This window comes from Oleiagrimonas citrea, from assembly GCF_012395255.1.
Taxonomy (GTDB): Bacteria; Pseudomonadota; Gammaproteobacteria; order Xanthomonadales; family Rhodanobacteraceae; genus Oleiagrimonas; species Oleiagrimonas citrea.
This window is the reverse complement of sequence record NZ_JAAZQD010000002.1, coordinates 509,381-529,634: the sequence shown is the minus strand read 5'-3', so window position 1 is coordinate 529,634 and position 20,254 is coordinate 509,381. Positions and strand designations below refer to the sequence as shown.

Sequence of the window (20,254 nt, the reverse complement as noted above, 5' to 3'; positions counted from 1 at the left end):
AGCCATGGAGGAGCTTCCGTGAAAAAGTTCGTGCGACGAATGGTCTGGTGCGTGTTGGCTTCCGGCTTGCTGGCGGCTTGTTCGAGCCCGCATGAAGCCGCGCCGAAGGCATCGGCTTCGGGCGGTGCGCATGCCGGGACAGCGGTTGTCGATTCGCCCGCGGCGCAGGTCGACTGGACGCAGATGCAGGCGTTCTGGACGCGTTCGATGCAGCGGACCGGCATCGACACGGGGCCGGCCGACAGCGACAAGCGCATGCTGGTCTATTTCGATCCCAATTGTCCTGTCTGCGCCCGGCAGTGGCGCGTCCTCGAACCGTATCTCGACCGCGTGCGCATCCACTGGGTGCCGGTGGCCTACATCAATCCGATGAGTACGAAACGTGCGGCAGCCATCCTGGCAGCGTCCAACCCCGTGGATGCGCTGGAGACGAACGAGCGGCGCTACGACTTCAAGCGCGATGAGGGTGGATTGCCTGTGCCACGGAATGTTCCGGCCTGGGCGATCGAAAAGGTCGAGGCCAACACCCGGGAATCCATGCATGCGAAGGATCTCGTGGCCACGCCGATCCTCGGTTTCGAGCTGTATCCGGGCAAGCGCTACTACCGGATCATGGGGTTGATGGATGCCGATGCCATACAGCGCGCCGTGGACGAACTCGGTCACACGATGGACCCCTGGCATCACGCCGCTACCGGCTCCAGGTCGACTGCGGCGCGACGTCCGTGAACCGGCGTTGGCGCAGGGAGGTTGTCGTCGTGCCGGTCGTGCGCATCGTGCGTCGCGTCGTCATTCAGTTGGTTCGCCTGTGTGCTCTGGTGTCGCTGTTCGTTGCCGCCGCGGCGCAGGCGCACGCGGCGGACATACGAGTCGATGCGGTGCTTTCCGGGACGGCGATTCCCAAGTCTTCCGGTGACATGGGACGGCCCGGGACGCTGGTGGAAACGATCTACGTCTCCGGCGAACGGGTGCGTGTCGATTTCAAGGCGTCTTCGCGGCTTCGCGGACGGATCTACCGCAACGGGGGCAGAACCCTGCTTCGCCTGCCTTCCGGGCGCGTGCTGCCGACCGGTTGGCTGCACCTTTCGCAGCATGTGCGCCTCCCGGTGCGGGAGCCTTGTTTCGCGCTGGATCTCGCCTGTCATGGCATCGGGTCGCGTCGGATTGCCGGTCGCGAGGCCGTGGGGTGGCGCTTTCGCCACGCTGGTCAGCAGGGACCGTTGGGTCTGGATCGCGGCACCTTCTGGCTCGATGCCAAGACAGGCATGGTGCTGGAACTGAAAGGGCGCAATCTGGCCGACCAGACACTCCAGATGCATGCCGTGGCGGTGCGTGAAGCGCCACTCCCGGATGCGCTTTTCTCTGTGCCGGAATCGCGCCGACGCAATCAGGATGCGCGCTGAGCGAGCCGACGTCCTGACCCGTGTCGCATGCGCCATTGTCATGCGCCATTGTCTTGTGGCCGTCCAGGTCGCGCAGACGGCATTCCCGAAAAAGTAAAGTGTGCTTGACATGGTCGGCGGGCCGAAGCACACTCCTACATGTCAAGTTTGCTTGACATCGGGGCGAGCTGTACGGAGGGCGTCCGAATCCTCCGTTCCGTCGTCACGGCTTTTCCGAAGGAGAGCGATCGGCATGCGCAAGGCAGAGGGGACCAGCAAGCGCCGGATGTTGCGGCGCATCGGAGCGACCGCATTGGCGCTCGGCACGGTCGCGTGGATCGCGGGCGAGGTGTTCACATGGTCGTCGCTGCAACGGCTCGGCGTCCTTGGTCTGGTGCTGGGCGGCGTGTGGCTGCTGTTCTCGCTGTACACCCGCGACGAACCCCTTCGTGCGCCGCAGCGGCGCTATATGCGCGAGTTCTTTCCGGCCATCGTGGCCTATGTGGTGATCCTGTTCTCGGTGTGGCCGCTGCTGCAGCATGTGCATGCGAATGGCCTGCGGGTTCTGATCGCGCTGCTGCCGGTATTGCCGGTGGCCTTCGTGGTGCGCGCCATGGTGCGGCTGGTGCTGGCCAGCGATGAACTCGAACGTCGTATCCAGCTGGAAGCCATTTCCATCGCCAGTCTCAGCGTCGGTCTGGTGAGTCTGGCACTCGGCTTCATGGCCGCCGCCGGCGTGGTGCTGCTGAAGAACGCGCTGGTGCTGGTGCTGCCGGCCATGTTCGCGGTGTACGGCGTGGCGGTGTGGTGGATCCGTCGCCGCTACGACGGTGGCGAACCATGAACAATCACCTGCGCGCATTGCGCGCCGAACACGGCTGGTCGCAGGCCGATCTGGCCGAGCGCCTCGATGTCTCGCGGCAGACGGTCAACGCCATCGAGACCGGCAAGTACGACCCGAGCCTGCCGTTGGCCTTCCGCATCGCGCGGGTATTCGGGTCGTCGATCGAATCCATTTTTGATCCGGGGGATCAAGCGTGAAGATGAAACCAGGAGTACGCATCGCGATCGCCGTGGGCATCGCGGTGGCGATTTTCGGCGGCAGGCAGGTGTTCAAGCACGACGCGTCGGCGCCCGCCGGTGCGGCGTCGACGCAGGCGCCGGCCAAGCCCGTGCACGTCGAGGTCAAGCCGCAGGTGTGGAAGCGCGGCCGGCTGACCTTCAAGCCCTGCGAACTGACGCGGCCGGGTTCCGGCCGGCGCGCGGCGGCCTGGTGCTCGCCGTTCCGGGTGCCGGAGAACCGTGCCGACCCGCACAGCCGCAAGATCGGCCTGAAGCTCGCCATCGTGCGCAGCGCGGCGACCGTGCCTGATCCGGACATGGTGGTGTTCCTCGCCGGCGGTCCGGGCCAGGCGGCCACGCGTGAATACGTGATGGCGGCCAAGGGCTTCGAGGAACTGCACAAGCACCACGACATCCTGCTGCTGGACCAGCGCGGCACCGGCGATTCCAACCCGTTGACCTGCGCGCAGACCGAGAAGGACGCCGACCCGAACATCGACTACAGCCAGGACCCGGACGCGCGTGCCGCGTACCTGAAAAAGTGCCTGGCCGAAGTCGAGAAGAAGGCCGATCCGCGCTACTACACCACGACCGACGCGGTGGCCGACCTGGAAGCGGTACGGCAGGCGCTGGGTGCGCCGAAGTTCGACCTGCTGGGCGTGTCCTACGGCACGCGCATGGCGCAGCAATACGCCATGCGCCACCCCGACGCGGTGCGCAGCATGGTGCTGGACTCGGCGGTGCCGAACACGGTCGCACTGGGTCAGTTGATCGCCCAGCATCTGCAGGACGCGCTGCGCAAGGACTTCGCGCTGTGCACTGCGAATGCGGCGTGCAAGAAGCGTTACGGCGACCCGTACCGGACGCTGCAGAAACTGGTGGCCGACGTGCGCGCCCATCCGCACATGGTCACGGTACGCGATCCGCGCACGTACAAGCCCAGCCAGCGCATGTTCAATCAGAAGTCGCTGGCGACCGTGGTGCGCCTGTTCGCCTATTCGCCGGAAACCATCGCGCTGCTGCCGCTCAGCATCGATGCGGCGGCGCACGGCGATCCGGGTCCGCTGATGGGACAGGAGCGGCTGGTCAGTGGCGATCTCGGCAGCGACATCAATTCCGGCATGGGTCTGAGCGTGACCTGTGCGGAGGACGCCGACCTGATCCACCCGCGTCCGCAGGACAAGGACACGTTGCTGGGCGATGGGTTCGTACGCGAACTCAAGGCCAACTGCGCGATCTGGCCGCACGGCACGCGCCCGGCCGATTTCCATCAGCCGCTGCGCGGAAAGATCCCGACACTGGTGTTGTCGGGACAACTGGATCCGGTGACGCCGCCCGCATGGGGCAAGCAGATCGTGACCGACCTCGACAACGCTCGGCAGCTGGTGCTCAAGGGGCAGGGCCACTCGGAATTTATGCGCGGTTGCATGCCCAAGGTGATCCGACGCTTCATTGACCAGCCCGATCCGAAAACGCTGGACGCGAAGTGTCTGGATCGTCTCGGCCCCACGCCCCCCTACGTCAATTTCAACGGAGCCACGCCATGATCGAGGTCAAGGATCTCCACAAGACCTTCGGTGAGGTCAAAGCCGTCGATGGCGTCAGCTTCAGCGCGCGCGACGGCGAGATCACCGGCCTGCTCGGCCCCAACGGCGCCGGCAAGACCACCACGCTGCGCATGCTCTACACGCTGATGTCGCCCGACCGCGGCCAGGTGCTGGTCGACGGCGTCGACCCGGCCGTCGACCCGGTGGCGGTGCGCAAGCGGCTCGGCGTGCTGCCGGATGCGCACGGTCTGTACAAGCGGCTGACCGCGCGCGAGAACATCGACTACTTCGGCCGTCTGCAGGGCATGGACGAAGCCGCGATCGCGCAGCAGCGCGAGGCGCTGATCGAGGCGCTGGGCATGGGCGATTTCGCCGCCCGCCGCACCGAGGGCTTCTCGCAGGGTCAGCGGGTCAAGACTGCCATTGCCCGCGCGCTGGTGCACGGCCCGGACCACGTGATCCTGGACGAGCCGACCAACGGCCTCGACGTGATGGCCACCCGCGCCATGCGCGCCTTCATGCGCAAGCTGCGCGACGAGGGCAAGTGCGTGCTGTTCTCCAGCCACATCATGCAGGAGGTGGCGGCGCTGTGCGATCGCATCGTGGTGATCGCGCACGGCCGTGTCGCCGCTGACGCGTCGCCGGACCAACTGCGCGAACAGACCGGCGAATCCAATCTCGAGGACGCCTTCGTGAAGATCATCGGTACCGAGGAGGGCCTGGCCGCATGAACGCCACCCTGACCGTATTCCTGAAAGAGGTCCGCGAGAACCTGCGCGACCGCCGCACCATCACCAGCGCGCTCGTCATGGGCCCGCTGCTGGGACCGTTCCTGTTCGTGATGCTGATGAACGTCATCATCCAGAAACAACTGGACAAGGCCGAGACGCCGCTCAAGGTGCCGGTGATCGGCGCCCAGCGCGCGCCCAATCTGGTCCACGCGCTGGAGCAGTACGGCCTGGTGGTCGAGCCGGCCATCGAGCACCCCGAGGCCGCGGTGAAGCAGCAGTTGGCCGATGTTGTGCTGCGTATTCCGGCCAGCTATCCGAAGGCCTGGAACAAGGGCGATCCGGCGCAGGTCGAGGTGATCTACGACGCCTCGCGCCGTGACGCGAACACTCCGGTCAAGCGGGTAAGAACCATGCTGGAACGGTATTCGCGCACCCAGGGTGCGATCCGCCTGCTGGCGCGCGGTCTGTCGCCCGCGGTGGCGACGCCGGTGGTGGTGGCTACGCGCGACCAGTCCACGCCGCAGTCGCGCGCCGGGCAGCTGTTCGCCTTCATGCCGTACTTCTTCGTGGTCGGCGTGTTCATCGGCGGCATGTACCTGGCCATCGATCTGACCGCGGGCGAACGTGAGCGCAAGTCGCTGGAGCCGCTGTTCGTCAATCCGGTGGCGCGCTGGCGCATCCTGCTGGGCAAGCTCGGTGCGACCGCCGCGTTCGCCACCGCCAGTCTGGTACTGAGTCTGGTCGCGTTCCATCTGGCCGGCTACATTCTGCCGACCGACAAGCTGGGCATGGCCATCGATCTGGGGCCGGCCTTCGCCGGCACGGTGTTGCTGTTGATGCTGCCGTTGGCGGGACTGTTCGCTTCGCTGCAGACGCTGGTGTCGGCCTTCGCCAAGAGCTATCGCGAGGCGCAGACCTATCTGTCGATCCTGATGCTGCTGCCGATGCTGCCGTCGATGATCCTCAGCTTCATGCCGGTGAAGTCGGCCGACTGGATGTACGCCGTGCCGCTGCTGGGTCAGCAGCTGGGCATCACCGAGCTGCTGCGCGGTGGTTCGGTCACGGGTGTGCAGGTCGGGCTGGTGCTGGTCAGCGGCTTCCTGACCGCGCTGGTGGCGGTGCTGGCCACGGTGCGGGTCTACGCCTCCGAGCGCCTGGCGATCTCGGCTTGAGCGAGTCCGTGCCCCGTCGCGTTACGGCGCGGCGGGGCACGGCTGTATCGACCGCGGCATCCCGATAGACTGGACTCTCCATGTTCGGGGGAGAGTTCCATGCGTACGTCCATTCCTGCACTTGGCCTGCTGCTCGCTTCGGCGGTGCTGCTGACGGCCTGTCACGACAAGCCCGCGGCGACGCCGGACCAGGCGGCCGCGAAGCCGGCGGCCAGCACGGTCGCGCCGGCCGCGGCCTCCAGCAGCGCCCGTTACGCCAGTCGTCATCTCGGCGACTACGCCACGGTGAAGCTGACCGCGGATCTTTCGCACCTCGATGCGAAGCAGAAGAAGATGGTCGGTCTGCTGATCCAGGCGGCCGATCAAATGAATCCGATCTACTGGAAGCAGTCCGTGGCCAACGCCGACGCCCTGCGCGCGCGCATCCACGACGACGCCACGCGCGAGCTGTTCGACATCAACTACGGCCCGTGGGACCGGCTCAACGCCGATCATCCCTTCGTCGCCGGCGTCGGTCCGCGCCCGCCCGGCGCGCAGTTCTATCCGGCCGACATGACCAAGGCGGAATTCGACAAGTCGCCGCTCAAGGACAAGACCAGCCTGTACACGCTGCTGCGCCCGGTGCTGCACCGCGAGGACACCGGCGAGCTGGTCACGGTGCCTTACCACGTGGCCTACAAGCCGCAGCTGGACAAGGCGGCGGACCTGCTGCGTCAGGCCTCGACGCTGGCCGAGGACCCCGGCTTTGCCAAGTATCTGAAGATGCGTGCCGACGCGCTGCAGACCGACGACTACCAGCCCAGCGACTTCGCCTGGATGGACATGAAGAACAATCCGGTCGACATCGTCATCGGCCCGATCGAGACCTACGAGGACCAGTTGTTCGGCTACAAGGCCGCCTACGAATCCTACGTGCTCATCAAGGACCAGGCCTGGAGCGAGAAGCTCAAGCGCTTCGCCAAGTACCTGCCGCAGCTGCAGCGCGACCTGCCGGTGCCGGCGAAGTACAAGGCCGAGAAGCCCGGTTCCGACGCCGACCTCAACGCCTACTTCGCGGTGTACTACGCCGGCGACGCCAATGTCGGTGCCAAGACCATCGCCATCAACCTGCCCAACGACGAACAGGTGCAGCTGAAGAAGGGCACGCGCCGCCTGCAGCTGGAGAACGTGATGCAGGCGAAGTTCGACAAGATCATGAAGCCGATCGCGGCGACGCTGATCGCCAAGGATCAGCTCGACCACGTCACCTTCGACGCGTTCTTCCAGAACACCATGTTCCACGAAGTGGCGCACGGCCTGGGCATCAAGAACACACTCGACGGCAAGGGCACGGTGCGCAAGGCGCTGAAGGAATACGCCTCCAGCTTCGAGGAAGGCAAGGCCGACATCCTCGGCCTGTACATGGTGCGCAAGCTCGGCGAAATGGGCGAGCTGGACAAGTCGAAGTTGATGGACAACTACGTCACCTTCCTCGCCGGCATGCTGCGCTCGGTCCGCTTCGGTGCCACCGACGCCCACGCCCAGGCCAACATGCTGCGCTTCAACTACTTCCTCAAGCACGGCGCGATCACCCGTGATGCCGACACCGGCCGCTACCGCGTGCATTTTGACAAGATGACCCAGGCCATGACCGCGCTGACCACGCGCATCCTGACCCTGCAGGGCGACGGCGATTACGCCGATGCGAAGAAGATGGGCGACGCGATGGGTGTCGTCGGCCCGCAGCTTGCGTCTGACCTGAAGCGACTGGATCAGGCCGACATTCCGGTCGATATCCGTTTCGAGCAGGGGGCAAAGGTGTTGGGTCTGGATGACAGCGAACCGAGCTCTGAGTCGGTGCCCCGTTAGGACGAGAGTGATGCTTTTCGTCGCGGGAATGTGCTGAGCTGCGACGAATCATGGCTCCAATTGGGAAGTTCATGCGCGAAGATGAAATTACAAACGAATTATCAGGGTGTGCCTTTAGATTCTTTTATCGATTTTCTCGATTTGAGTTCTGTCTCAAAGAAAATCGATATTTGAGGTGCGAGAAGCCGGGCTCAAAGGCGGAGCCCGGCTGGGATACCTTTGTTGAAAGACATGCAGAAGCGTTCCATCTATCCGCTGAAGCTAAGTCGTTGATTGAATCTTCGCCAAAGCGTCAAGTGGTTGAATCAAATGGGGGCTGGGATGGCATTGCGTTGGTCTTGAAGACTGCAGGTCTGATCTCGCGAAAGTCGTGCGGTTAGTTAAGACTGTTCGCAACAATCCTTTTCATGGTGGTAAGCATGGTGTAGAAGATTGGGATGACAAGGTTCGAGCGAATTTTTTAGTTTCAACAAGCATCACTGTTTTGGATCAGCTTGCTGAACTTGGCGATTTTGAGTCTGACTATAAGCGCATCTATTAGCAAAAAAATAGCTCTTGAATTAAGTCTGAGCGTAGTTATTTAATTTAACTCACGAGCTATGTTTCACGCTCTAACAACATGCGATGGCGGGCCAGGCTTGCCGTTGGCCAATGTTCCTTACGGTCGTAGTAGACCGGCACGGCGGGCGTGCCTTCGGGCAGAACCACCCAGGGCTGCTTGGATTCGGTGAAGATATGGATGTCCGGCGGCAGGCGGTCCGGGTCGTCCAGCGTGCCGACGCGGACGAAGGCCATGCGCGGGCCGGCGCCGTTGTAGTGGCTCCACAGCGCCACGAAACAGGTCGGGCAGCGCGCGATGCGCTGGCCCTTGCCGCTGGCCGAGGGTGTGTCCACGAACAGCGGCTCGCCTTCGAGCACGTCGACGCGGTCGGTTTCGATCATGGCGTTGATGGCGAAGGCGCTGCCGGTCTCGCGCTGGCACCAGCGACAGTGGCAGCCGTGCACGAACAGTGGCGGACCCTCGATCGCATAGCGGATCGCGCCGCAGTCGCAGCCGCCTTCCAGGATTTCGCCTTCACGCATGCGCATGGTCGTGCTCCACAGGAATGCCTGTATCGATTGTAGAGGTGGATGGCGGGCGGTTATGCGAAGTGTTCGCGCATAAGGGTGGCCACGGTTTCGGGATGTTCCAGATGCAGGTGGTGGTGGCCATCGAGCGATTCGATGCGGAGGTCGGCGACGTGTGCGGCGCGTTCGCGCATCATCGTGTCGGGCAGGTAGGGCGTCTGCGGGCGCGCAAGCAGCAGGAGCGTCGGCGCGGCGATGCCTGCGAGCAGGCGGCGGATCTGTGCTTCGTCCATGCGCACCGGCGTGGGCAGGGTCAGGCGCGGATCGCTGGACCAGCGGTAGCCATCGCCAACTTGGATCAGGCCGCGCTCGACGATGCCCTGCGCCTGCTCCGCGGGCAGATCAGTGGCGGCGGCACGTGCGGCGACGGCGCTGTCGACATCGGGGAAGACGCTGAGTCGACGCGTACCGCGGCGCAGTCGCCGCGCGGTGGCGTCGCGGAAGCGCTGCAGGCTGCGCGCGGGATCGTCGGCGAGCGGTCCGAGCCCTTCGATCAGGCCGAGCCGGCGCACGCGGTCCGGCGCGGCGGCGGCGACCAGGCTGGCGACGCCCGCACCCAGCGAGTGGCCGAGCAGGTCGAACTGCTGCAGTGCCAGTGCGTCGGCCGCGGCGAGCACGGCGGCGACGTATTCGGCGATGCCGTAGGCCACGAACGGACTGGCTGGTAGGTGTGCGGAACGGCCGTGGCCCGGCAGGTCCAGCGCGATCAGGCGATGGGTGTCCAGGTGCGGCGCCAGTCGTTCGAAGCTGGCGGCGTTGTCGAGCCAGCCGTGCAGTGCCAGCACGGGCGGAGCGTCGGCCGGGCCGTGGATGCAGGCCTTCAGCGCCAGGCCGGCGGCGTCGAGATCGCGTTCGATCATGATTCGCGCAGAGCGGATGCGCGGCGGTGCGCGTCCGCCAGTGTTGCGGTGGCGCGCGCGGGATCGTAGTCGTCGGCGACTTCCGGCCAGCCCTGCATGTGCCGCAGGGCGAGGTCGGTCAGCGCCCTGATGTGGGCCGGCTGGTCATTGAGCGCGGGGATGTAGCGCAGCGTCTCGCCGCCGGCTTCGACGAAGAAGTCGCGGTTCTGCATCGCCATTTCCTCCAGCGTCTCCAGGCAGTCGACGGCGAAGCCCGGGCACAGCACGTCCAGCTTGCGCACGCCATCGGTAGCCAGCTGGCGCACGGTTTCGTCGGTGTAGGGGTGCAGCCAGCGTTCGCGGCCGACGCGCGACTGGAAGCTGACGACGAGTTCGTCCTCGCCCATGCCCAGTCGCTCGCGCAGCAGGCGCGCGGTGGCCTGGCACTGGCAGAAGTACGGATCGCCAGCGTGGAAATAGCGCTCGGGGATGCCGTGGAAGGACAGCAGCAGCTTGTCGCCGCGCCCGTGTGCGTCCCAGTGCGCGCGCACGCTGGCGGCGAGCGCGTCGATCACGGCGGCCTCGGCGTGGTAGTCGTTGACGATGCGCAGCTCGGGCGGCCAGCGCAGGGTCTTCAGGGTGTCGGCCACGGCATCGAGGACCGATCCGGTCGAGGTGGCCGAGTACTGCGGGTACAGCGGCAGCACCAGCAGCCGGCGCACGCCTTCGCGCTGCAGTTGGGCGATGGTGTCGGCCACGCTCGGCTGCCCGTAGCGCATCGCCAGGGCGACCCGGATCGGGCCACGGTGGCGTCGGCCCAGTTCGGCCTGCATGCCGGTAGCCAGCGATTCGCTGAACACGCGCAGCGGCGAACCCTGCTCGGTCCAGATCTTGGCGTAGGCCTCGGCCGAGCGCGGCGGGCGCACGCGCAGGATCACGCCGTGCAGAATCGGCATCCACAGCCAGCGCGGGTACTCGATGACGCGCGGGTCGCCGAGGAATTCGGCCAGATACGGACGCACGGCCTTGGCCGTCGGCGCTTCGGGCGTGCCCAGATTTACCAGCAGTACACCTGCCGCCGGTAGGCTGTCATGGCGATAGCCGGCCAGGCCGGTATAGTTCGTGGATGCTTGCATCGGGCCAGGATTCGCGCGGGATTCGATGCAGTCTGCCACAAGCCCATGCGCGCTTGCCGGGACGAAGCCGGCGGTGCGTTTGAAGTTCTACAGCGTTCGGAGACTTTTCATGTCCAAGCAGCGTTTTCACGCTTTTCTGCTGGTCGCGGTCAGCGCCTTCCTTCCGTTGGCGGCGGCGCATGCCGACGATCGCGGCGAAGCGCTTCAGCGCGCCAGCAAGGCCGTCACCGTGCTGGCGCAGATCCAGCAGGCGCCGGACAAGGCCATTCCGCAGGAGCTGCTGCGCAACGCCAAGGCCATCGTGGTGGTGCCGGACGTGGTCAAGGCCGGTCTGATCTTCGGCGGCCAGCACGGCCGCGGTCTGGTCTCGGTGCGCACGGCCAACGGCACCTGGTCGAACCCGGTCTTCGTCAGCCTGACCGGCGGCAGCATTGGTTTCCAGGCCGGCGTGTCCGCGACCGACGTGGTGCTGGTGTTCCGCACCCAGCGCGGCGTCGATTCGCTGGTCGACGGCAAGTTCACGCTGGGCGTGGACGCGGCCGCCGCCGCCGGCCCGGTCGGCCGCAACGCGCATGCCTCGACCGATGCCCAGTTCAAGGCCGAGATCTACTCCTATTCGCGCTCGCGCGGTCTGTTCGCCGGCGTGTCCCTGAACGGTTCGGTATTGCGCATCGATTACGACGCCGACGCCGCCGTCTACGGTCCCGGCATCACTCCACGCCGCATCTTCGAGGGCGGCGTCACCAACGTGCCCAATCCGGTGGTGGATTTCCGCGACCGCCTGGAGGAGTACACTGCGAAGTAGCCCGGCACGCGAAGGCGGTCCGGACCGGGCGATCCGCGTGGCGGATCGCCCTTTTACTGTGCTGTTTTGATTGAGGAAACCCCGTGAGCGTAGGTCCCTTCCAACTGCTGCTGATCGTGCTGATCATCGTGCTGCTGTTCGGCACCAAGAAACTCGGCAATATCGGTTCCGACCTGGGCAAGGCGATTCGTGGCTTCAAGAAAGGCATGAGCGACGACGACAAGGAAGACGACGCCTCCGAGAAGCTGAAGGCGGATGCCCCGGCCCCGGCGGCGGACGCCAAGCGCGAGAGCGAGAGCGAAAAGTCCTCGCAGGATACGTCCGGTCACTGACCGGCTCCGTCCCGCCTCATGTTCGATATCGGTTTCGGCGAACTGCTGCTGATCGCGGTGGTGGCCCTGGTGGTGCTCGGTCCCGAGCGTCTGCCGGGTGCCGCGCGCACGGTCGGCACGCTGCTGCGCCGCCTGCGCAACGGCTGGGAGAGCGTGCGCGCGGAAGTCGAGCGCGAGATCGAGGCCGAGGAGATGAAGCGCAACCTGAAGGAAGCGCAAGAACACATCCGCCGGACCAGCGAGCAGGCCAAGGACACGGTGCGCGAAGGCGCCGATCGCGTGCGCGAGGCCGCCGACGCGATGAAGGGCCAGCCGCTGCGCGAGGACGACGATCCCGAGCGCCCCGCGGAGCAGTCCGCCGCTGCGGATGCATCCCCGAAGCCGGACGATACGGCACGCGCCGCCTCCGGCGAGGAGCGCCGCGATGAGCGCTGAGACCGAGCAGCCGCAGGTCGAGGAAAGCCTGATCTCCCACCTGATCGAGCTGCGCTCGCGCATCATCCGCAGCGTGCTCGCCGTGGCGGTGCTGTTCGTGGCGCTGTTCCCGTTCCGCGAATGGCTGTACACCGAGCTGGCCGAGCCGCTGGTGCGACACCTTCCGCACGGCGGGCACCTGATCGCGACCGAGGTCTCCAGCCCGTTCTTCACCCCCATCAAGCTGACCGCCGTGCTGGCCCTGGTGCTGGCGATGCCGGTGGTGATCTACCAGTTCTGGGCCTTCGTCAGCCCCGGTCTGTACCGGCACGAGAAGCGACTGGCGCGTCCGCTGCTGGTGTCGGCGGTGCTGCTGTTCTACACCGGGTGTGCGTTTGCGTATTTCCTGGTCATGCCCGCGGCTTTCCGCTTCCTGACGGCGGTGACGCCGCAGGGCGTGGAGATGATGACCGACATCAACCACTACCTCAGCTTTGTGCTGACGCTGTTTTTCGCCTTCGGACTGTGCTTCGAGGTGCCGGTGGCGGTGGTGATCCTGGTCGCGATCGGACTGCTTTCAGTGGACAAGCTGCGCAAGTCGCGGCCCTACGTGGTGGTGGTGTGCTTCGCCGCCGCAGCGGTGCTGACGCCGCCGGACGTCATGTCCCAGGTGCTGCTGGCGGTGCCGATGTACCTGCTGTTCGAGGCCGGGATTCTGGCCGCGAAGCTGCTGGTGCGTCCGGGCGACGACGCGTCCGACGCGTAAGAGTGACGCTCTTGCCGCGCTAGTGCGTGGTGGTGGACGTCTGTCGCCGGCTCAGCGCCAGTCCCTTCAGCACGTTCAATGCTTGCGCCAGCGCGTAGTCGCTGCGCGCCAGCGCCCCGTCCTCGTCGGGCTTGATCGGCGTCGGGCGGGAGACGTCCGGCTGCTCGTTGGCGAGGTGGTTGGGCAGATCGGCTTCCGAGCCGATCAGTGACGGGCCGTGGTCGCCCTGCCGCGCGACGAGGTCGGCGATGCGGATGTCCGGGGCAATGCCTTCGGCCTGGATCGAGCGGCCGTCCGGCGTGTAGTAGCGCGCGGTGGTCAGTTTGATGGCATGGTTTTCGTCGATCGGGATGACGGTCTGCACCACGCCCTTGCCGAAGGTGCGTCGACCCATGATCAGTGCGCGATGATTGTCCTGCAGCGCGCCGGCGACGATCTCGGCGGCCGAGGCGGTGCCGTGGTCGACCAGCACGATCAGCGGCGCGCCGTGCAGCAGATCTCCCGCGTGCGCATCGAATGCCATGTTGGCATCGGGCAGGCGGCCGCGGGTGCGGACGATGCGGCCGCGGTCGAGAAAGGCGTCGCTGACACCGACTGCCGCCGTAAGCAGGCCGCCCGGATTGCTGCGCAGATCCAGCACCGCGCCTCGCTGGGGACCGTTCGCCTTGACCAGCGCGGCGAACTTTCGCTGCAGGTCGTCGCTGGTGTCTTCCTGGAACTGGCTGACGCGCAGGTAGGCGTAGCCCGGCTCCAGCTCGCGCAGGGTCACGCTGGTCAGGGCGATGCGTTCGCGCGTCATCGCCACGTCGACCGGCAGGCCGGATTTGTCGTGCAGCACGGTGAGCGTGATGGGCGTGCCGGGTGCGCCGCGCAGCTTGGCGATGGAGGCGTTGATGTCGGCGGGATCGACCGGGGCCTGATCGACCTTGAGGATGACGTCGCCGGGGCGGATGCCGGCGCGCGCGGCGGGCGAGCCGTCGAGCGGCGCGACCACCATCAGCTCGCCGTTGACCTGCGCCACTTCCACGCCCAGCCCGCTGTAGCGGCCGCTGGTGTCCTCGGCGAGGTTGTCCAGTCCCTTGCGGCCCAGATAGGCGCTGTGCGGATCAAGGCCGGACAGCATTCCGGCGATGGCCTTGTCCATCAGCTCGCGGTTGCTGATTTTCTCCACGTAGGCCTGGCGGATGATGGCGTAGGCGCGGGTGAAGTTGCGGATGTCGCGCAGATCGACGGTGTCGTCCTGTGCCATCGTGCTGGCGGCGGAGGCGGGAGCGGTCGTGGATGGCGGGTCGGAGGCGTGCACGACGCCGGGTAGACAGAGCGCCGTGAACAGTGTGAGCAGTCGCATCGCAGTCGGGCGCATGAAGGTCTCCGGTCAGTGCGTTGCCATCATCGGTGTCGCGTCAGCCAGGGAAGTGGGTTGACGGCCTTGCCTTTGTGCCGCAGTCCGAAATATACGCCTTCGTGGCCGCCGGTTTCGACGCCCACGGTGCCGAGCTTCTCGCCGGCGTCGACCCAGTCGCCAACGTCGCGCAACAGCGACTCGTTGTCGCCGTACAGGCTCATCCAGCCGTTGCCGTGATCGACGATGATGAGCATGCCGTAGCCGCGCAGCCAGTTGGCGAAGGCGACGCGCCCGTGGGCGACGGCGCGCACGGTGCTGCCGCGGCGGGCGTCGATGGTGACGCCGTCGCCGCTGCGCGTGAGCTTGCCGCGCACCGGCCAGGGCAGGTGCCCGCGGCGCTTGGCGAATGGCGTGTCGTCCGGCAGCTTGCGCGGGATGTCGGCGAACACGTTGCGCAGGCGCGCGATGAGGTCGTTGAGCTGCTTCTGGTTGCGCTGGAGCTGATCCAGTTGCTTGCCCTGTTGCTTGAGCTGGTCCTGTGCCTTGGCGAGCAACGCGCGCTGCCGGTCGCGGGCTTCGCTCAGGGCCTGCACGTGTGCCTGACGCTGTGTGCGCTCCTGCTCCAGGGCCTGCTGCTCCTGGGCGATGCGTTGCTGCAGGTCCTGCAGCTTGGCGAGATCCTGCATCAGGCTGTGGATGCGCTGGATGCGGTCGCGCTGGAAGTAGCGCGAATACGCCAGCGCGCGACCGATGCGGGCGATGTCGTCGTCGCCCAGCAACAGGCGCAGATCCGAACCGTGGCCGAGCGCGTAGGCGGCGCGCAGCAGATCGCCCAGGGCGGCGCGCTGGGCACGCAGCTTGGCGTCCAGCGGCTTGCGCTGGGCGTCGAGCGCATCCAGCTGCTTGCGCTTGGCGGCGATCGCGGCATCGCTCTCGCGCACGGCGCGCGCGGCGGCATTGAGCCGGTCGGCCTGTTGGCCCAGTTCGGCGCTGATCTTGTCGCGGCGGGTCGCGGTGTCGCGCTGCGCACGGGTCAGCTGCGCGATCTGCTTCTTCACCGCTTCCAGTTTGGCCTTGGCCTGCGCCTGTTCCCGGCTGTTCGCGTCGGCGTGCGCCACGCGCGGCAGCGCGCCAGCCAGCAGAACCAGCAGCATCAGGATCGGCAGGACGCCGGGGCGGAGGAAGCGACGGGTGAACGACATGCCGTTCGATTATGCCTGCCGACCGGGCCGGAAGCGATGCGTCGCGACTGGCGGGAAGGCGGCGCGGTCATCGACAATACAGTTCGGTTCACGGAGTCTTCGCGCATGTGTCTGATCGCTTTCGCCTGGCAGGCGCACCCCCGCTGGCGGTTGCTGCTGCTGGCCAATCGCGATGAATTCCATGCCCGCCCGACCGCGCCGCTGGCGACCTGGGATGGCAGGCCGGGCATGGCGGCGGGCCGCGATCTGCGCGCCGGCGGCACTTGGCTGGGCGCCTGCGCGGACGGCCGCGTGGCCACGGTGACCAATGTGCGTGATCCGGGTCACGGTGGCGACGGCGCGTCGCGCGGACTGCTGGTCAGCGACTACCTGCGCAGTACGCAGCCTTGCCGCGCATGGGGCGAAGCCCTGCATGCCCGTGATGTGACCTACCGTCCGTTCAACCTGCTGTGCTTCGACGCCGAGGAGGCCTGCTACCTGGGCAACCATCCGCAGGCCAAGCAGCGTCGGGTGGAACCGGGCGTGCACGGTTTGTCCAACGCCGATTTCGATACGCCGTGGCCGAAGACGCAGGCGTTGATGCAGCGATTGACGGCGTGGATCGAGCAGGAGACCGACGCGTTCGCGCCGCTGTGGGCGGCGCTGGCCGATTCCGGCGAATGGCCCGACGCGATGCTGCCGGATACCGGTGTCGGCATCGAGCGCGAGCGCATGCTCTCGGCGGCCTTCATCCGCGGTCGCGACTACGGCACGCGCGCCAGTACCCTGGTCGCTGTCGGGCACGACGGGCGGGTGTGGATGAGCGAGCGCCGCTTCGGGCCGCTGGGCGTCTTCGAGGGCGAGCGGGCGCTGGAACTGTGCTCAGGAACCGGCTGACGTGCGCGTGGCGTCGGCGCCGAGCTTGCGATAGAGCGTGCTGCGGCTGATGCCGAGACGGCGCGCGGCGGCGGACACGTTGCCGTGGCAGGCGTCGAGTGCGGCGCGCATCGCCTCGCGCTGCAGTTGCTCCATGGCGGGAACGTCGCCGTCGGCCAGTCGTGTCGGCATGGCGCGGCCGGTTTCCCGAGCCGGCTGCAGGTTGGCGGGAAGGTCCTCGGGAGTGATGGTCTGTCCGGGCGTGCCCAGCGCCAGCAGCGTGCGCAGCGCGCCGATCAGCTGGCGCATGTTGCCCGGCCAGGACAGCGCGGCGAGGTGCTGCAGGGTTTGCGGCGCCAGCGGCATGTTCTGGTCGTCGCCGCCGAGCGCGCGCCACAGCTGCGTGATGCGGTCGGCCAGATCCGCCTGTTCGCGTAGTGGCGGCAGGCACAGCGTGGTCTGTGCGATGCGGTAGTACAGGTCGGCGCGGAAGCGGCCGCTTTCGACGTCGGCGGCGACGTCGCGATGGCTGGCGGCGATCACCGCGAAATCCACCGGCGTGGCGCGACCGCCGCCGAGTGGCGTGATTTCGCGTTCCTGCAGCACGCGCAGCAGACGCGTCTGCAGGGCGGCCGGCATGTCGCCGATCTCGTCCAGGAACAGCACGCCGCCGTCGGCGTCGCGCAGCAGCCCGGTGGCGCCTTCGCGGCGCGCGCCGGTGAAGGCGCCGGGCCGATAGCCGAACAGTTCCGATTCGATCAGGTTTTCCGGCAACGCAGCGCAGTTGATCGCCACGAAGGGCGCGTCGGCGCGCCGGCTGCGGCGATGAAGTTCGCGCGCGGCGACTTCCTTGCCGCTGCCGGTCTCGCCCTGCAGCAGCACGGGAATGTCGGCATCGAGCAGGCGCGCGTGGCGCTGCAGGGCGTCGCGCATGGCGTCGTCGAAGAGCGGCGCGATCCGCTTGGTCGGCGTCGACGGGGCGGCGCTGCGCCGCGCGGTGCGTGGCAGCCGCGCCGGGATCACGTCGCGCTGCGCCTGGAACGCGATCCCGCCCGGACCGCGCAGTTCCTGCACGCCCCGGCCTCGCGGCTGCGCCGATTCGAACAGGCTGCTGTAGCGGCAGCGGCCGACCTCGTCCCAGTCCACGCCCAGCATGTCCAGCGCGTAGCGGTTGGCGGCGACCAGGTGGTGGTCCTCGAACACCAGCACGCCCTCGCGGTGCGTGCCGAGCAGGGCGGCGTCGGCATGCAGGCGGATGACCTCGCGTCCGGCCAGCTCGCGTTCCAGCAGGCGGCGCTCGATCTGGTCGACGGCGAAGCGCACCATGCCCAGCGCGTGCACGTGATGCACGCTGGCCTCGCCGGACAGGTCAAGCAGGCCGACGATGCGACCGCGTCCGTCGAGGATCGGCGAGGCCGAGCAGCTGAGCACGCGGTGCGCGCCGAAGTAGTGCTCCGCGCCGCGCACCTCGACCGCGCGCTTGTCGTGCAGTGCGGTGCCGATGGCGTTGGTGCCGGTGTGGTCCTCGCTCCAGGTCACGCCCGGTCGCAGGGACACCCGCGCGGCCTTGTCGAGAAAGTCCGCGCTGCCCATGGCGTCGAGAATGAGTCCGTCCGGGGCCGTCAGCATGACCACGCTGCCGGTGGCCTGGGCGTCGGTGTACAGCGCTTCCATCTCCGGTCGACACAGGCGGCACAGTTCTTCGTAGCGCTCGCGCAGCGCGCGCACGGCGGCCTGTTCCAGCGGGCCGGCGTCCAGCCGTGCGTCGCTGGCCAAACCCAGTGCGCGGCAGCGGTTCCAGGATTGCGCGATGGTGTCGGAGACCAGTCCCCGCGGCGGCAGACCGGCTTCGAAGAAGCGGCGGCGCGCGGAACGGATGCTGTCGGTGGAGAGGGTACGGCGCATGGCGAACTCCCGACTGTCGCATTCTGCGACAGTGTCTCAGGCGACTGTCTCCCTACAGAGCACACAATCCGTGCCCGGCGCAAGTGCAGTGCGCGACGGATTGTCTCGGCTTGAAACGGTATGCGCTCATAACTTCATGTAATAGAAGGCATTGCTCGCCACGCTTCCGAAGTGCGAATCGTTCCTGCGCGTGGTTGGCACGACCTGTGCGTTGTCCTGTACACCTTGCACACAACGGGAGCCGAGGACATGACCAAGCTGGAACAACACCACCTGCCGGTACAGGTGCCCTTCAAGCAGCGCTACGACAACTTCATCGGCGGCCAGTGGGTCGCGCCGAAGGCGGGCCGCTACTTCGAGAACATCACGCCGATCACCGGCAAGCCGTTCTGCGAGATCGCACGCTCGGACAAGGACGATGTGGAAGCCGCGCTGGATGCCGCACACAAGGCCAAAGATGCCTGGGGGCGGATGTCCGTGGCCGAGCGCGCACTGATCCTAAACCGCATTGCCGACCGCATGGAGGAAAACCTCGAACTGCTGGCGCATGCCGAGACCTGGGACAACGGCAAGCCGATCCGCGAGACGATGAACGCCGATCTGCCGCTCGCGGTGGATCACTTCCGCTACTTCGCCGGCGCGATCCGCGCCCAGGAAGGCGGCATCAGCGAGATCGACCACGACACGGTGGCCTACCACTTCCATGAACCGCTGGGCGTGGTCGGTCAGATCATCCCGTGGAATTTCCCGCTGCTGATGGCGACCTGGAAGCTGGCGCCAGCGCTGGCCGCCGGCAACTGCGTGGTGCTCAAGCCCGCCGAGCAGACTCCGGCCGGCATTCTGGTCTGGGCCGAGCTGATCGCCGATCTGCTGCCGCCGGGCGTGCTCAACATCGTCAACGGCTTCGGTCTGGAGGCGGGCAAACCGCTGGCGTCCAGCGACCGCATCGCCAAGATCGCCTTCACCGGCGAGACCACCACCGGCCGCCTGATCAGCCAGTACGCCAGCCAGAACCTGATTCCGGTGACGCTGGAACTGGGCGGCAAGTCGCCGAACATCTTCTTCGACGATGTCGCCCGCGAAGACGATGATTTCTTCGACAAGGCCATCGAGGGCTTCGTGCTGTTCGCGCTCAACCAGGGCGAGGTCTGCACCTGCCCGTCGCGTGCGCTGGTGCACGAATCGATCTACGAGAAATTCATGGAACGCGCGATCGAGCGCGTGAACGCGATCAAGCAGGGCAACCCGCTCGATCCCGAGACCATGATCGGTGCGCAGGCTTCCAACGAGCAGATGGAGAAGATCCTGTCCTACCTCGACATCGGCCGGCAGGAAGGCGCCGAGGTGCTGGCGGGCGGCGGGCGCGCCGAGTTGGGCGGCGAACTCAAGGACGGCTACTACGTCCAGCCGACCGTGTTCCGCGGTCACAACAAGATGCGCATCTTCCAGGAAGAGATCTTCGGGCCGGTGGTCTCGGTGACCACGTTCAAGGACGAGGACGAAGCCATGGCGATCGCCAACGACACGCTGTACGGGTTGGGCGCCGGTGTGTGGAGTCGCGATATCAATCGCTGCTACCGCTTCGGTCGCGGCATCCAGGCCGGTCGCGTGTGGACCAACTGCTATCACGCCTATCCGGCGCACGCCGCGTTCGGCGGCTACAAGCAGTCCGGCATCGGTCGCGAGAACCACAGCATGATGCTGGAGCACTACCAGCAGACCAAGAACATGCTGGTCAGCTATTCGCCGAAGAAACTCGGTTTCTTCTGATCGGAAGCGGTCGCC

General features: G+C 66.7%; 20 protein-coding genes. 14 read left to right on the top strand and 6 right to left on the bottom strand.

Annotation, left to right across the window (positions count from 1 at the left end; genetic code table 11):
* Positions 1 to 18 precede the first annotated feature (18 nt).
* From HF690_RS06440 to HF690_RS06405, 8 genes are all read left to right on the top strand, one after another.
* Positions 19 to 729 carry a thioredoxin fold domain-containing protein gene (locus tag HF690_RS06440; protein ID WP_168608860.1) on the top strand — a complete coding sequence of 237 codons (711 nt, stop codon included), beginning with the start codon at positions 19 to 21 and terminating at the stop codon, positions 727 to 729.
* Between the two features lie 29 nt (positions 730 to 758).
* The gene (locus HF690_RS06435) at positions 759 to 1,403 is read left to right on the top strand and encodes a hypothetical protein (protein ID WP_168608859.1); all 645 of its coding nucleotides are present in this window, start codon (positions 759 to 761) and stop codon (positions 1,401 to 1,403) included.
* Between the two features lie 232 nt (positions 1,404 to 1,635).
* Positions 1,636 to 2,226: a hypothetical protein gene (locus HF690_RS06430; protein WP_168608858.1), complete on the top strand. Its 591-nt coding sequence runs from the start codon at positions 1,636 to 1,638 to the stop codon at positions 2,224 to 2,226.
* Entirely contained in the window at positions 2,223 to 2,423 is a 201-nt protein-coding gene (locus tag HF690_RS06425) for a helix-turn-helix transcriptional regulator (protein WP_193568406.1), read from the top strand. The genes HF690_RS06430 and HF690_RS06425 overlap by 4 nt, the downstream gene beginning before the upstream one ends.
* 2 nt (positions 2,424 to 2,425) lie before the next feature.
* A complete protein-coding gene (locus tag HF690_RS06420; protein ID WP_168608857.1) occupies positions 2,426 to 3,991 on the top strand; it encodes an alpha/beta hydrolase in 1,566 nt (521 codons plus the stop codon).
* A complete protein-coding gene (locus HF690_RS06415) occupies positions 3,988 to 4,722 on the top strand; it encodes an ABC transporter ATP-binding protein (protein ID WP_113064118.1) in 735 nt (244 codons plus the stop codon). The genes HF690_RS06420 and HF690_RS06415 overlap by 4 nt, the downstream gene beginning before the upstream one ends.
* On the top strand, positions 4,719 to 5,894 hold the full coding sequence (locus HF690_RS06410) for an ABC transporter permease (protein ID WP_168608856.1): 1,176 nt from the start codon (positions 4,719 to 4,721) through the stop codon (positions 5,892 to 5,894). The genes HF690_RS06415 and HF690_RS06410 overlap by 4 nt, the downstream gene beginning before the upstream one ends.
* A gap of 99 nt (positions 5,895 to 5,993) precedes the next feature.
* On the top strand, positions 5,994 to 7,742 hold the full coding sequence (locus HF690_RS06405; protein ID WP_168608855.1) for a dipeptidyl-peptidase 3 family protein: 1,749 nt from the start codon (positions 5,994 to 5,996) through the stop codon (positions 7,740 to 7,742).
* Positions 7,743 to 8,339: 597 nt separating this feature from the next.
* On the opposite strand, the gene HF690_RS06400 is transcribed toward HF690_RS06405, so the two are convergent.
* Genes HF690_RS06400 through hemH form a run of 3 tightly spaced genes read right to left on the bottom strand, consistent with a single transcriptional unit; the run spans position 8,340 to position 10,845 of the window.
* Entirely contained in the window at positions 8,340 to 8,831 is a 492-nt protein-coding gene (locus HF690_RS06400; protein ID WP_240151619.1) for a GFA family protein, read from the bottom strand.
* Positions 8,832 to 8,884: 53 nt separating this feature from the next.
* Positions 8,885 to 9,730, bottom strand: a complete 846-nt coding sequence (locus HF690_RS06395) for an alpha/beta fold hydrolase (protein WP_168608854.1) — start codon at positions 9,728 to 9,730, stop codon at positions 8,885 to 8,887.
* Positions 9,727 to 10,845 carry a ferrochelatase gene (gene hemH / locus HF690_RS06390; RefSeq protein WP_168608853.1) on the bottom strand — a complete coding sequence of 373 codons (1,119 nt, stop codon included), beginning with the start codon at positions 10,843 to 10,845 and terminating at the stop codon, positions 9,727 to 9,729. Before hemH ends, HF690_RS06395 begins: the two co-directional genes overlap by 4 nt.
* A 109-nt stretch (positions 10,846 to 10,954) precedes the next feature.
* Here hemH and HF690_RS06385 point away from each other — a divergent pair, with 109 nt between their 5' ends.
* The 4 genes from HF690_RS06385 to tatC all read left to right on the top strand — a co-directional run bounded on the left by HF690_RS06385 (position 10,955) and on the right by tatC (position 13,162).
* Positions 10,955 to 11,650: a lipid-binding SYLF domain-containing protein gene (locus tag HF690_RS06385; protein ID WP_113064125.1), complete on the top strand. Its 696-nt coding sequence runs from the start codon at positions 10,955 to 10,957 to the stop codon at positions 11,648 to 11,650.
* An 83-nt stretch (positions 11,651 to 11,733) separates the two neighbouring features.
* Positions 11,734 to 11,982, top strand: coding sequence for a twin-arginine translocase TatA/TatE family subunit (gene tatA, locus HF690_RS15220; protein WP_113064126.1), 249 nt, complete (start codon positions 11,734 to 11,736; stop codon positions 11,980 to 11,982).
* A gap of 18 nt (positions 11,983 to 12,000) precedes the next feature.
* Positions 12,001 to 12,417 (top strand): Sec-independent protein translocase protein TatB, encoded by a 417-nt coding sequence (gene tatB / locus HF690_RS15280; RefSeq protein ID WP_113064127.1) that lies wholly within the window; start codon positions 12,001 to 12,003, stop codon positions 12,415 to 12,417.
* Complete coding sequence (gene tatC / locus HF690_RS06370) at positions 12,407 to 13,162, top strand: twin-arginine translocase subunit TatC (protein WP_168608852.1); 756 nt, start codon at positions 12,407 to 12,409, stop codon at positions 13,160 to 13,162. Before tatB ends, tatC begins: the two co-directional genes overlap by 11 nt.
* 19 nt (positions 13,163 to 13,181) lie before the next feature.
* On the opposite strand, the gene HF690_RS06365 is transcribed toward tatC, so the two are convergent.
* Positions 13,182 to 14,525: a S41 family peptidase gene (locus tag HF690_RS06365; RefSeq protein ID WP_168608851.1), complete on the bottom strand. Its 1,344-nt coding sequence runs from the start codon at positions 14,523 to 14,525 to the stop codon at positions 13,182 to 13,184.
* Positions 14,526 to 14,551: 26 nt separating this feature from the next.
* Positions 14,552 to 15,709 (bottom strand): murein hydrolase activator EnvC family protein, encoded by a 1,158-nt coding sequence (locus tag HF690_RS06360; RefSeq protein WP_240151617.1) that lies wholly within the window; start codon positions 15,707 to 15,709, stop codon positions 14,552 to 14,554.
* Between the two features lie 105 nt (positions 15,710 to 15,814).
* Here HF690_RS06360 and HF690_RS06355 point away from each other — a divergent pair, with 105 nt between their 5' ends.
* Positions 15,815 to 16,585: an NRDE family protein gene (locus HF690_RS06355; protein WP_168608850.1), complete on the top strand. Its 771-nt coding sequence runs from the start codon at positions 15,815 to 15,817 to the stop codon at positions 16,583 to 16,585.
* Here the strand turns inward: HF690_RS06355 and HF690_RS06350 are convergent.
* A complete protein-coding gene (locus HF690_RS06350) occupies positions 16,571 to 18,469 on the bottom strand; it encodes a sigma-54-dependent Fis family transcriptional regulator (protein WP_168608849.1) in 1,899 nt (632 codons plus the stop codon). The genes HF690_RS06355 and HF690_RS06350 overlap by 15 nt on opposite strands.
* Before the next feature lie 249 nt (positions 18,470 to 18,718).
* On the opposite strand from HF690_RS06350, the gene adh reads away from it, so the two are divergent.
* Positions 18,719 to 20,239, top strand: coding sequence for an aldehyde dehydrogenase (gene adh / locus HF690_RS06345; protein ID WP_113064131.1), 1,521 nt, complete (start codon positions 18,719 to 18,721; stop codon positions 20,237 to 20,239).
* Positions 20,240 to 20,254: the final 15 nt, after the last annotated feature.

Coding starts and splice junctions, on each gene's coding strand:
- HF690_RS06410 (WP_168608856.1), top strand. CDS start 4,719: ATGAACGCCACCCTGACCGTATTCCTGAAAGAGGTCCGCGAGAACCTG.
- HF690_RS06420 (WP_168608857.1), top strand. CDS start 2,426: ATGAAACCAGGAGTACGCATCGCGATCGCCGTGGGCATCGCGGTGGCG.
- hemH (WP_168608853.1), bottom strand. CDS start 10,845: ATGCAAGCATCCACGAACTATACCGGCCTGGCCGGCTATCGCCATGAC.
- HF690_RS06395 (WP_168608854.1), bottom strand. CDS start 9,730: ATGATCGAACGCGATCTCGACGCCGCCGGCCTGGCGCTGAAGGCCTGC.
- HF690_RS06360 (WP_240151617.1), bottom strand. CDS start 15,709: ATGTCGTTCACCCGTCGCTTCCTCCGCCCCGGCGTCCTGCCGATCCTG.
- HF690_RS06415 (WP_113064118.1), top strand. CDS start 3,988: ATGATCGAGGTCAAGGATCTCCACAAGACCTTCGGTGAGGTCAAAGCC.
- HF690_RS06350 (WP_168608849.1), bottom strand. CDS start 18,469: ATGCGCCGTACCCTCTCCACCGACAGCATCCGTTCCGCGCGCCGCCGC.
- HF690_RS06355 (WP_168608850.1), top strand. CDS start 15,815: ATGTGTCTGATCGCTTTCGCCTGGCAGGCGCACCCCCGCTGGCGGTTG.
- tatC (WP_168608852.1), top strand. CDS start 12,407: ATGAGCGCTGAGACCGAGCAGCCGCAGGTCGAGGAAAGCCTGATCTCC.
- HF690_RS06405 (WP_168608855.1), top strand. CDS start 5,994: ATGCGTACGTCCATTCCTGCACTTGGCCTGCTGCTCGCTTCGGCGGTG.
- adh (WP_113064131.1), top strand. CDS start 18,719: ATGACCAAGCTGGAACAACACCACCTGCCGGTACAGGTGCCCTTCAAG.
- HF690_RS06400 (WP_240151619.1), bottom strand. CDS start 8,831: ATGCGCATGCGTGAAGGCGAAATCCTGGAAGGCGGCTGCGACTGCGGC.
- HF690_RS06425 (WP_193568406.1), top strand. CDS start 2,223: ATGAACAATCACCTGCGCGCATTGCGCGCCGAACACGGCTGGTCGCAG.
- HF690_RS06385 (WP_113064125.1), top strand. CDS start 10,955: ATGTCCAAGCAGCGTTTTCACGCTTTTCTGCTGGTCGCGGTCAGCGCC.
- HF690_RS06430 (WP_168608858.1), top strand. CDS start 1,636: ATGCGCAAGGCAGAGGGGACCAGCAAGCGCCGGATGTTGCGGCGCATC.
- HF690_RS06365 (WP_168608851.1), bottom strand. CDS start 14,525: ATGCGCCCGACTGCGATGCGACTGCTCACACTGTTCACGGCGCTCTGT.
- tatB (WP_113064127.1), top strand. CDS start 12,001: ATGTTCGATATCGGTTTCGGCGAACTGCTGCTGATCGCGGTGGTGGCC.